At 41.1% G+C, this 12,884-nt stretch carries 6 protein-coding genes; 1 reads left to right on the top strand and 5 read right to left on the bottom strand.

Annotation, left to right across the window (positions count from 1 at the left end; translation table 11 throughout):
- The gene (locus H5180_RS10445) at positions 1 to 264 is read right to left on the bottom strand and encodes a DUF4212 domain-containing protein (protein WP_145235321.1); all 264 of its coding nucleotides are present in this window, start codon (positions 262 to 264) and stop codon (positions 1 to 3) included.
- Positions 265 to 652: 388 nt separating this feature from the next.
- On the opposite strand from H5180_RS10445, the gene H5180_RS10450 reads away from it, so the two are divergent.
- Positions 653 to 4,093, top strand: a complete 3,441-nt coding sequence (locus tag H5180_RS10450) for a PAS-domain containing protein (RefSeq protein WP_182758184.1) — start codon at positions 653 to 655, stop codon at positions 4,091 to 4,093.
- A 104-nt stretch (positions 4,094 to 4,197) separates the two neighbouring features.
- On the opposite strand, the gene H5180_RS10455 is transcribed toward H5180_RS10450, so the two are convergent.
- The 4 genes from H5180_RS10455 to H5180_RS10470 all read right to left on the bottom strand — a co-directional run bounded on the left by H5180_RS10455 (position 4,198) and on the right by H5180_RS10470 (position 12,666).
- Positions 4,198 to 6,849 (bottom strand): DUF2339 domain-containing protein, encoded by a 2,652-nt coding sequence (locus H5180_RS10455; RefSeq protein WP_182758185.1) that lies wholly within the window; start codon positions 6,847 to 6,849, stop codon positions 4,198 to 4,200.
- Positions 6,850 to 6,955: 106 nt separating this feature from the next.
- The gene (locus H5180_RS10460) at positions 6,956 to 8,320 is read right to left on the bottom strand and encodes a hypothetical protein (RefSeq protein WP_182758186.1); all 1,365 of its coding nucleotides are present in this window, start codon (positions 8,318 to 8,320) and stop codon (positions 6,956 to 6,958) included.
- Between the two features lie 203 nt (positions 8,321 to 8,523).
- Positions 8,524 to 9,846, bottom strand: coding sequence for a metallophosphoesterase (locus H5180_RS10465; protein ID WP_182739748.1), 1,323 nt, complete (start codon positions 9,844 to 9,846; stop codon positions 8,524 to 8,526).
- 48 nt (positions 9,847 to 9,894) lie between these two features.
- Positions 9,895 to 12,666 (bottom strand): TonB-dependent receptor, encoded by a 2,772-nt coding sequence (locus H5180_RS10470; RefSeq protein WP_182717183.1) that lies wholly within the window; start codon positions 12,664 to 12,666, stop codon positions 9,895 to 9,897.
- Positions 12,667 to 12,884 lie beyond the last annotated feature (218 nt).

The raw sequence follows: 12,884 nt of genomic DNA on the forward strand, positions 1-12,884 counted from the left end.
CTATTCGTCTACGCCGTATTTTTTATCTAACGTATTCATTTTGAAAACGTACACAAAAATCAAAGCAACAAAGGTGTAAATCGCGCCTTGCTGGGAGAACCAGAAGCCAAGTTTAAACCCAAAAAAACGCACTTCATTAAGTACATCAACCAGTATTATGCCAAAGCCAAACGACACGACAAACCAAACTGCTAATAATTTAAACAGCAGTGAAATGTTTTCCGCCCAATAAGCTTTTGCTTGTTCTTCATCTTTAAAAGCCATTTTTATTTCCTCTTTAACATCTGTAAAAAGTGATGTGTTCGATTTATTCTCGGTTATAAACTTAGCAATGCCTGAACAATATTGAATTGAGACCATAGTCGTAACAACAGATTAACGTTTACGTAAACTGCAATGCGGCGCTTGTTACAAAAAAGTAAAAAGCGTTTTTTATCATAATGTTAAGTATTTCCACTCGGTGATTTTAACTATTCACCTAAGCTATATTGCACACTTGCGACATTAGTCTAATATATCAACAAAACATTAAATTCCTTATATATATCAAATAAATATGTTTATTTTAAGAATACTCACAAAAATTGACAGCTCAAAATAGTGAAAACTTCTGGTATGGTGTGCAATAACATAATAAAAATTGAATAAAAACATGACTGCTGCACTAATTTTTGTCGCTTTAGCGTACATTGGCATATTGTTTTGGCTAGCAAACTGGGGCGATAAAACCACACCGCTGGCAAAACGAATTAGCCATCACCCTTTTGTTTACTCCTTTTCGCTGGGTATTTACTGTACTTCGTGGACTTATTACGGCTCTGTTGGTACTGCGGCTACCAGTAGTTGGAGCTATTTACCCATTCTACTTGGCCCTGCACTATTGTTTTTTTTCGGACAAGGATTTTTGCGCAAACTGGTACTGGTGAGTAAAAAACAAAATATCACCACCATTGCCGATTTTATCTCTGCCCGTTATGGCAAACGTCAAACCACTGCCATTATGGTGACTATGATTGCGCTACTAGCAACCATTCCTTATATCGCCTTGCAATTAAAAGCACTGAGCAATAGCTTCTTACTACTGCAAAGTGACAATAAAATATCGGGATCAATGGTCGCGCTTTCTGCCACCCTGATCATGGCTATGTTCGCAATATTTTTTGGCACCCGTAAAGTTGATGTAACCGAATACCGTTCAGGATTAATGTTGGCAGTCGCATTTGAATCAATGATCAAACTACTGGCATTAGTAGCAGTAGCGGCTTTGGCAGTGTACACCTTGTATAATTTACCCAGTGCTAATGAAGAACAAATAAAAGAATCTTTATGGCAACATTGGAATAACTTTAACTTTTTAAGCTTTAACTTTATTGGTCAATCACTGATGGCCGCTGCTGCAATCATCTGTTTGCCAAGACAATTTCACGTTACAGTGGTTGATAACCAAGACAAACGTCACCTATTTACCGCTCGTTGGGCATTTCCACTTTATTTACTACTGACGGCAGCAATGATTTTACCAATAGCCACCGCAGCTATTCATCCACAGATCGGCAATAGCTTCTCCCCTGATAGTTTTGTATTGGCGCTGCCATTAATGAATGACAATGTATTACTTACCACCTTTGTATTTATTGGCGGAATATCCGCAGCGACTGCGATGATTGTGGTTGCCACTTTAACCCTGAGTACCATGATCTCAAACGATGTGGTATTACCGCTAATGCTGCGACGTAAATTCAAACGCAACCTGATCACCAGCAGTTATAAGCCACAAATATTACTGGTAAGGCGTTTTACCATCGCCGGTATTTTGATCTTATCGTATTTTTATCAGCAATGGTTTGGTCATGGCAAAGCACTAGCCAGCATGGGGTTAGTTGCATTTTCTTTGGTAACGCAATTATTACCCGCCATTGTGGGCGGCCTATACTGGCGCAAAGGCCATGCCTACGGTGTTTATGCTGGTTTATTAGCGGGGTTAATTTGTTGGATATTATTTCTAATGTTACCTATTTTAGATGCAGGTAATACACTTGACACCGAACTACAACAAACCCTTATTACCCGCGGCACACTGATCGCTTTATTTGCCAATATTGGCTGTTATATTAGTTTTTCACTGGGAGCTGATGAGCGGTTAATTGATAAAATTCAAGCAGCAGCATTCGTTAATCCCAAGGAGCAAGCAGTACTTGCAAGACGTTTAAACAAAAACGTGAAAGCCACGGTATACGATTTTAAAGTACTGTTACAAACCTTTTTAGGAGTCCAGCGTAGCCAACAAGTATTGACGCATTTTTCACTGACTCACCAACTAGGAGAAAATAACACTCACCCCGATCCTGAGTTTATAGCTTACTGCGAACGCGCCTTGACCGGTGTATTAGGCGCCTCTTCAGCGCAAGCTTTGATCCACACTGTAGCGTCGGGCAAGCGAATGGCATTTGAAGAAGTGGTTAACTTTTTTGATGAAACAACGCAAGCACTACAGTTTAACCAAAACCTGTTGTTCACCTCTTTAGAGAATCTCAGTCATGGTATTTCAGTTGTTGATAAAGAGCTTAATCTTGTTGCGTGGAATAAGCGCTACGCAGAGATGTTTAATTACCCCGAAGGATTTTTAGAAGTAGGTCAACCGATTGAGCAAATTATTCGTTACAATGCGGAGCGCGGCGAATGTGGCCCTGGTGAAATAGAACGCCAAGTAGAAAAGCGCGTACAACATTTAAAAAATGGTAGTTCGCATCACTTTATCCGTCACCGTCGTAACGGCCTAGTGTACGAAATGACCGGTAACCCACTGCCTGATGGCGGCTTTGTTACTAGCTTTTCAGATATTACCACTCACATTGCCACACAAAATGCACTTGAAGAAGTGAATATGGATTTGGAAAATCGTATTGAAGCGCGTACCCAAGAAATTCGAACTATCAATAAAGATCTCGAAGCACAAATAGAAAGCCGCGTACAAACAGAGCAAGCACTCACTTTAGCAAAACGAGAAGCAGAGCAAGCCAATGACAGTAAAACCCGCTTTTTAGCTTTAGCAAGTCACGATATTTTGCAACCGCTCAACGCCGCCCGTTTATACCTTGCTGCGATAGATGAAAAATCCCTCGCTGATAATAATATCAATAACTTCGAAAAGCTCGGTGCCAGCCTCGATTCAACAGTGCATTTAATGTCAGCCCTATTAGAAATTGCCAAACTTGAACAAGGTGCGATGACCCCCACCCCTCGCCACTTTAGTATTGATGATATCCTCGCACCACTGCGTAATGAATACGCCATTTTAACAAGCGAAAAAGGCCTCAAGCTCACAGTGCGCAGCGGACAGCATATTGTCCACAGTGATATCACCTATCTACGGCGAATTGTGCAGAACTTAGTATCAAATGCAGTTAAATACACCAATACGGGCAAAGTATTAGTAGCGTGTCGTAAACGCAAACATCACCTGCGCATTGAAGTGTGGGACACCGGCCCTGGCATTAGCGAGGTAGAGCAAGCAAAAATATTTAACGACTTCTACCGCGTAGAGGCCTCTGACAATAAAGGCGTTGGCCTTGGCCTTAGCGTAGTAAAGCGTATGGTAGATTTACTGTCGATTCGCTTAGATGTGCGCTCAACTCCGCAAAGAGGTAGCTGCTTTAGTATTGAAGTCCCTTATGGCGAAAGCCAATTTGTTCAGCAAAAACACGTTACCAATAGCTTGTTTGAAGAGCGCTCTGCAATGAATATCGTTGCCGTTGATGACGACCCTGAAAACCTAAACGCCATGGCCAGTTTATTACAAAAGTGGCAAGCTAATTATCAGTTGTTTGATCAAGTTGAAGGCGTACTCGCATACGCAAATGAACACAGCGCACCGGATGTGATATTAATGGATTATCAGTTAGGCCATGAACACGATGGTATTACATTAATTAAAGCCCTGCGGGAAATTTGGCAAACCAACGTACCGGCAATTTTAATCACCGCAGTACGCGACGTAGAGCTAAAACAAGCGACTAAAGCCGCTGATATTCATTACTTGTCTAAACCAATCAAGCCAGGGAAACTAAAAGCACTGCTAAACCATAGTACGTGAAGGGAAAGGTGCTAGGTGCTAGGCAAAAGGTTAGAACAGATTGGCGTTAAACAACATAACTAAGTACACCCAACAATCTTATTGGGTGTACTGCTTGAGTTAAATTACCCCGCTGGTGCTTTACTCCTGAGCTTTTGAAACAGCCAGCTTAGGCCAACGAGCGACAGGCCTAAACCAATAAATGATACAGCTTTGAGCAAGCCGGTCAGGCTTGCCATATCAATTAAGAATACCTTCACGATAACCGCGCCGAGAATGCCTAAGCCGACTTTTTGTAGTAGCAACTGTTGTTTTAAATGCCCGGTAATGACCACCAACGCGCCAAGTAGTAACCAAATGATCGAATAGCTGTATAGCTCGGCGTCACTGGTCGCTTTATCAAGATAAATGAACCCGCCTTGCCAATATTGACGGATCAATGTGTTGATAGCTAACACTGCTAATAAGCCTGATGCACCCAGTACTATTTGACTAAACTTAGCATTAAGTGGTTTAACTAATTTAGCCAACCACAGTGTAAGAATACTTGGTACGAGCCAGGTTAATAACAGCCAATTAAATAATGGCATTTCACCAACGTAAAGGCGTATAAATAGTGGATTTTCATATAATGCTGTACTTATCAACAACAAGCCAGCGAGTCCCGCAAGTGCAAGCCCTGCAATGCGATAAAGTTTACCCAGTTGCCCTGCGCTGCGTGACCGATGCAAATAAACGCAGCCAAGTGCTAACCAATTACAACTGAGTAATACCTGCTCATAAAAGCTTAAAGAAGTAAGCTGTGGATAATGCCCGACTAGTTGATAGCTGGTCTCGGTGGTGATAAATAATGCTAAGCAATGTAATGCAGCCCCTTCGAGCCAAATTTTCATATCTGTTTGTTGCCACTGTTTTGCGGCAAACCAAAATAACCCAACCGCTGATGGATACACAATTGCGCTCCAATGCATTGAAAATATGGTTAGATCAAAATAATGTGCCGTCCACGGTGCAAAGGTTAGCCTTGCCAGCACCACAGCCACCAGCACTTTAATAGGCCAATGCGGCATAGGCACATCATGGCGTTTCACCAGATAGCTAATAACCAACACTTGAGCAGCCAGTGCGAGGGTTAACCCGCTATCGGCTAATAACATAGTTAAACAAAGAGTTATATTAGCATTAGCGCCAACCCAATAACTAAACTGCTGCCATTGAGTGTGAGCTGTTTGTGCGCGTTTAATTAATACACCACTCGTAACTAGCAAAAATATAGTCCATAGCGGATACGCAACGCCTAAGCCTTGCTCGGGTATTATGGTATAGAGCGTTGCAATCAAGGTAAACACACTAAACGCAGCCACTAAATGAAACGTTAAACGTTTATAGTAACGCGCGCCAAAATAAAGCCCGTATAGACAAAGCCCAACCGCGAGTAATAACCCTACGCCATACATTTCCCTAAATACAAACAAATGATCATTGCTATCGACACTATAACGTTGTTGGCTAAAGACTAATAACATCGCAACCACTAACGCCACACCTTGCCAAAGATCCCAACGACTATTTTGCAGCACTAAAAATAACAGCATGACGATTAAACACACCATCACTATTTGCCATTGTAAGCTCACCGCCTCTGTCATTATCGCCAGCAATAAAGGAATTACTATCGCTAACAATAACGGATGATCCGGCTGTAATTTTAATAATCGCTGTAAACTATGTGGGCGATATTCTAATAAACGCAAAGTTAAACCTAATCGAGCTATGGCAATTAAACCAATAATAGAGAGCAGTGCAAAACCACCAACAATCCAATATTGCTGCGTATTGATTACACTCAGTGCCACCCAATACCAGCCAATATGCCCAGCCCATAGTAAATACCACAGCCAATTACGTTTTACCTTTTGCGCCACTAATACCGCAGCAAAAGTGATAAAGCCAATGTACATCAGTAAAGCAGCTAAATTACCACTGCCAGTATTAACCCAAATCGGCACGCTGTAAGCGCCAACTATGCCAAGCACGGCCAATAAAGGCCCTAAACGCAGCGCCATAGAGCTTGCGGCCAGTGCAATTAATGCCAGCATCACAAACGCCACGGTTGGGCTTAACATGGCATAGCTTGAATAAGCTAATAACGTTAATGCAAAGCAGCTAATAAACCCGCCACCTGCAAGTGCTGCAGGCACGTAATTATTAAAGCCTTCGAAGACAATACCTTTTCTATGTAAATACTCGGCACCGGCAATTAATGCGACACCAAATAAGCCCCCTAAGGTGAGTCGTAAGCTTGGTGATAATAAGCCGGCTTCAAGACTGTATTTTGCTAAAAATATACCACCAAAGGCCAGCGCGACGCCGCCAATCCAGGTCATCCAATTTTCTTGGAACTGTGTTTTTAATTTACTAAAGAAAATATCAATAACTGAGGGCGAAGCTTGTTTCTGGCGAGAAGTTGTTATTATAGTCGGTGCGGTGTTTACGTATTTTTTTACCGATGGTTGCTGATGTAAAGTTGCCTCAGCTTGGGATGATTGTTCTAGCGTAAACGGATAATCTACTTGCGGCTCAGTTATATTAGCAGCAATGTCTAGCGACACTTGATGCTGCCCGGTATTGTCTACCATGACTCCACGCAGTTGTTTTTTTAACATCGCAATATCTTGCTTTAACGTACTTATTTGCGTTAAAGCAATAAAACCGGCAATAGAGCCTGCGACTACAACTAACGATAAAATGACTATGAGCCCTAAAACATCGTCCATTTTTCAATCCTTGACTGCTTTTAATATTCCCTTATAACGTAAAGTGTATTGAAAATATACCCAAAAATCTCAGCCTCGCTATTACGAGGCTGAAATTAAAGTAAGATTACTCTACCGAATCAGTAACCGTTCGCTCTAGCGTCATTTTATAGCCAGTGCTGGTTGTTTCATCATGCTCAAGAATTAATATGTAGTTACCTTCTTGGCTAAAGTCCATATCGCCTTGTTGCATGAGTACAATTTGCTGGCCATTATCTTCATAAAGCACATAAGTGGTGTAAATTTCATTATCGACAACCTGATCTTCTTGATCATACTGATCGATGCCATCAATAATATTTTTAGCATCATCTACAGTTTCACCATTGAGGGTAAATACCACATCAACGTCAGTAATATTTTGCCCTGCGTAACTATCAATTAAGTTAACGACTGTTACCTTATGACTGTAGCTACTTGGCGTTAAGGTTTCTTTTACTGTCATCATTCGCGGGCCGTAATCTTTATCTTTATAAAAAACACCAACATTACTTTGCTCGCGCTCAAGGGTTAGTAAAAAGTTATCAACAATTGCATTTCCTTGCTCATCTAACATAGCAATACTGTAACTGTTTGGAGCAAGCTCAATGTAGTTTGAGTAGCTGTCATTAGCGGTTACTTGCGAAGTGCTGCTTGCGCTCCCCCGCGTTGCACTAAAGCTAGTTTGCGGGTAATCATCAATAGTATTGATAAAACGCAATTGCCCTTGGGCATTTTGATGTTTGAGCGTGGTTACGGTATTGCTTGAAGTAACGAGATCTAGCGTAATACCATGTTCTTCAGTGGCGTAACTTGATCTGATCATCGCAACATAACTGGCATCATCATTTAGGTAAATCGAAGCAGACTCAAATAGCACATCAGTACTGCCGCTTTGAGTTAAATACAGTGTGTAATATCCTTCATCAAAGCTTTGCAGTGCCAGTTCGTTTAAATACCGTGGTGATGCAATTAACTCAGCGGTTTCAAATAAGCCATCATCATTTGCTAAATACACATCAAAACTAATGTCTTCTCCGGCAATATTAAAGAAGCCTAAATTAATAGCCCCTTCATCACTGCCGGTTGGTACACTTAACTCACTGAATGTTGGCTCTGAAAAATCGCCATTCATCACCCATAATTGGGTCATGTCGTCTTTTACCGAAGCTGCTTTTTCACTGATCGTTATATAGCTGTCGTTTGCATCAAGGTACTTAAAGCTCACATCATAGTTATTAGTACTGTAATTATGACGAGTGGTAACGCCACCAAAATCAGTGCCTGAGCGCTCAGCATCTTCGATAAATAAACGGGTGTACGGGCTATTATAAGAGCCATTGTATAATTGGATATAACCACTTTTACTCGAGCTTGAGTCATCGCCAGAGCACGCAGTAAGGGTTGCAAGTAAAGAGGTTGTTAGTGCAGTTTTAAATAACGGGCCACGCATGTAATCAATTCCTTATTGTTAATAGTTTAAATTTGACCATTAACAAAAGCAATAATTCCATGATTTACAAAGCATTACCTCAACTTACAAATATTTACGTAACCGTAAATAAATGTACAAATATGCAATAAAATGCACAGTTTTACACATTAAAACAACAAAAAACCAGCGTAGTTACACTGGCTTTTATGCAAAATATAAGTTTATCGAGTGCGTTTAGAAAAACTAAAACTACCTTCATCAATAATACTGCCCGTTAAATCTCGTGGCGTGGTATAAAAGCTCACATCAAGCTTATTGGCTTGATTATCCAAACTGATATGACTAAACCCCCATACAAAGCTTTTTGACCAAAGCAAATCATATTCAGGATATTGGCGTTCTTGAAACTGTGCAAACGGGGTATGTTTACCACGCATTTTAGACGCAGCGCCAGAAATGATCAGCGGCAATTTGCCAACGCTATTACCGGTATCAAACTTTGAGCAATCATCGGTTAGTAACTCTAAGTCATGCTCGTGGCCGGCAATATAACCATCTGCATATTTGCAAAGAGTTGGCATTAGTAATTTACGCAGTACGTGGCCTTCACTATATTTAGTGCCCCCAATTGACCATAAAATATGATGCCCATAAACCAGTTTCCATTTAGCAGTCGAGTTTGCAATGCCTTGTTTAAGCCATATAAGCTGAGCTAGGTCTTCATCATTTTGTGGCCCTTCATGGGGGTCATGTACTTCAAGATCTGCGCGGCCATCACGTATTGCTTGTTGCTCATCTGCTTCGCTGCCATCTGGGTTTAGCGGCACATCATAATAACTTTGCCCTGCCAGTAACATATTGGTATCGAGTACAAAAAACTCTACATCGTTACCCGGCTCACCCATTTTGTAGCTATAGTAGCCTTTTTCGTCTAGGTGAAAGTTCGCTTGCTCTGCCATCCATTGCGTTTGTACCGCTACGCCTTTGCGCGAGCTTTTCCAATCATGATTACCTAATGCGGAATACACCACTAAATTAGGCTCAGCTTTAAATAATGGCTCAAGCGGCGCATACACTAAGTCGTGTAAACGTTTTTGGTCGTCTTTACCATCATTAGCATCGGCACCATCAGGGTATACGTTATCACCGAGCTGAATAGCAAATTGGCACGCTTTTGTTTCACACAATTTTGCCATTGCGATCCCCACAGCCTGAGCGCCCCCTTGCTCTGTAGCAATCTCAGTGCCTGGATAAATATATATTGGTGCATGGTCAAATTCATCGCGAGGGCGATAATCTTCTAACCAATCAGCAAGCTCTGCGGCTATAAACTGTTGCTTGTTTTTAGGGTTGGTTATGTGTTTAGTTTTTGGATAGTCAACATGATAACCACCATCACCAAAAGCTAAAAACTCAATCTTGTCGGAGGCTTTTTTACTGGTACTTGCGACGTCAGTACTGCTTTGTTTGTTACTTTGAGCTGTGCAACCAACCGTTGCTAAACATGCGGTTAGTGCAATATACAAAATAGTTTTATTAATCATAATACCCTCAACAATGAGCCTACTGTTAAGCAGGCTCATATGTTCACCTTACAAAGAAGAAAACGTAAAACCTAGCTCAAATGTACGACCGTAAGATTCGTACTGGTAGTTGTAACGTTTTTCGCCGTGGTACAAGTACATTGGCTCATCTGTTAGGTTGGTAGCATTGAAATACACGTTCATATTATCGTTTAAGTAATATTTACTGCTGAAATCCAATTGCATGTGGCTATCTTCATAAACCGCCATATCAGCATCATCAAACTGGAAACTCTCACTCTTATATGATGCGCTTAAACGAGTGCTAATAGCATGATTTTCAAAGCCAACAATGATATTTGCCACTGTGTCTGCTTGATTTGGTAATTTTTCATCCGCATCAATAAAGGTTCCGTTTGCACCAAGCACAAATCCTGATTTAAAGGTTTTGTTCCAGTTTAGCTCGATCCCCGTTAATGACGCTTTACCGCCATTAACCATTTGCACTACTTCGTCAAAACCATCCCAATCACCGTTATCTTGTACTTCTTGTTGAATAATAAAGTTGTCGATGTCTTTATAGAAAACACCAGCAGATAACACCCCAATGGAACCTGGGTAATATTCGATTGATGCGTCTAAGTTCATTGATTCATAAGGGTCAAGAGCTGGATTACCGACTTCAGCTTTACGCTCTGTAACCATTACGCCTTCATCTTCAACTGTTTCAGTTTCAATTAATTGGTAAGCGGCCGAATCGCTAAAGGTTGGCCGCGCGATAGTATTGGTATAAGCAAAACGGGTCACTAGTTTATCGCTGATGTTATAGCGTAAATTTAAGCTTGGTAAAAAGTAGTCATAATCTTTACTTACTTGCCAAGGCGTTGTGGTAACCGTTTCTGTATCACTTACTTTATCGACTACTAAGTCAACTTGGTTACCTTGCGTTTCAAACTTAGTACCTTCATAACGCACGCCCGCGACAACATGTAACTTATCAATATCCATACTAACCATCGCATAAGCGGCGGTAATATCTTCATTACTTACATAACTTTGACCATCAGATTCAACTTGTGACTCATTAATATTGAAAGCAAACGCCTCTTTATTTTTTCTCACAAAGGCTTGAATCGCGCCGCGATCAAGGCCCGGTCCAAAACTTCCCAAATCAAAGTCAGGTGCAGGCGCGACAAAGTCGCTACCAAGAGCATCTAAAAAGTCGCCATCATAAATAGCAACCTTTACATCATTACGCTTTTCGCGATTTTGATGTTTGAAACCAAACTTAAATTCACCATTATTATTTTGCCACACAAAATCACGGCTGAAGTCGAGTTTAAAGCTAAGCTCTTCGTCTTCACTAAGGTTATTGGCCGCTTCAATTTTATCCATCTCAAACAGGCTTAAATCGTGGGCATTAGTCGATTGGCTTAATAATGGAGTATCAACGCGCGCAATGTAGCCCATATCAATATCTTTACCAGCAAAGGTCACATCTAAGCGGTTTGGCTCTTTTTCTTCTGATTTAGAATAACCAACATTATATTCAACAAACCAATTATCTAATTGATTTTCACCACCAAGTACCAGTGAAAGAATACTTTGTTCTTCATAACGGTCTTTGGTATCGCGGTCCATTTCTGCACCACTAAAGTTTGCACCGCTCTCGTTGCTATCTAATAGTTTGCCATCGCTAAACTTATACTCATTACGTTGGCGATACTCATCATCAGAAAAGTCACTATATAGTGTGCGTAAATAATATTTATCAGTGGCGCCGCTGTGTAAATCTAAATTAAGTGCTGCACCTAAACGCTCACGGGTAATTTGATACTGGCGTTGCTCAATTTCTTCAGCGCCAAATAATGAGACCTTGTCGCCAGTTGCTGCATCTTCAACATCAAATTCACTCCAACCACCGTCGGTCTCCATATTACGTGAACCAAAATCACGCTTAAACCACGAAATAGCTGTTGCTACACCTAGATCAAGACCACCATCAAGCTCATAAACATTAGTGTAACTACCTGAAAGCTTCGGGCTAGTTTTTGACTCTAATTCGTTATATGAGCCCTGTGCAGTAAAACTATAGCTTTCACCTGCTTTATCAAAGGCACTTAAGCTTTTTACTTCGATAGAGCCACCAATAGCACTGGCATCCATGTCTGGGGTAACAGTTTTACTTACTTCTAAACTTTGAATTAGTTCACTTGGCAATACATCCATCGCCACAGAGCGAACACCGGCCTCAGGCGACGGCACATTTAAGCCATTAACCGTAACGTTGTTTAAATTTGGATCAATACCGCGAATACCAACAAATCGCCCTTCACCTTGGTCGCGAGCGATAAAAATACCCGGTAAACGCTGTAATGCTTCTGCTGCGTTTTGATCAGGGAACTGGCCAATCGAGTCTGCACTGACTACCGATTTTAAATTAGTTGCGTTTTTTTGGCGGTTAATTGCGCCTGCTTGGCCAGCACTTTGGCCATAAACAATGATATTGTCGATGGCTTCTTGTTGCTCACCAATTATAATTTGTTGTGTAAAAACTTGTGAATCAACCACCGTAATTTTTTGTTCTACCGAGGGGGCACCAATGTAATCAACCACTAGGGTGTAATCACCCGCTGGCAACTTATTAAATGAAAAAGAACCATCGCGGTTACTTACCGTATTTAAGTTTAACTCTTTAACCGATACTTTCGCGCCGCCAAAATACACACTTTGGCTGGCATCAGTGATGCGACCTTGCACACGACCATCCGCTAAGGCTGGGGTCGCATATAAAATACCACAACACGCTAATGCAATACTCGATTTGATAAAAGGGTTCATAATTGTTCTCTTGGTTGCTGCTAATGATTTTGATTGTTTACTTGGCCATGCTTGGCTCGCAGCAACACCCTAAGGGGCAATCATGAAAGAAATATGTCAGTACCCGTTACGTCCTTGATAATTAGCCATTGTAAGGGCATTTTAAGTAGTTAAATACGGCAAAATGAGCTGATTTGACCCCCTGTTTTTATGGTTTTTTAATTCAAAAATCAACAATA

Source organism: Pseudoalteromonas sp. SR41-4, from assembly GCF_014163985.1.
Classification (GTDB): domain Bacteria; phylum Pseudomonadota; class Gammaproteobacteria; order Enterobacterales; family Alteromonadaceae; genus Pseudoalteromonas; species Pseudoalteromonas rhizosphaerae.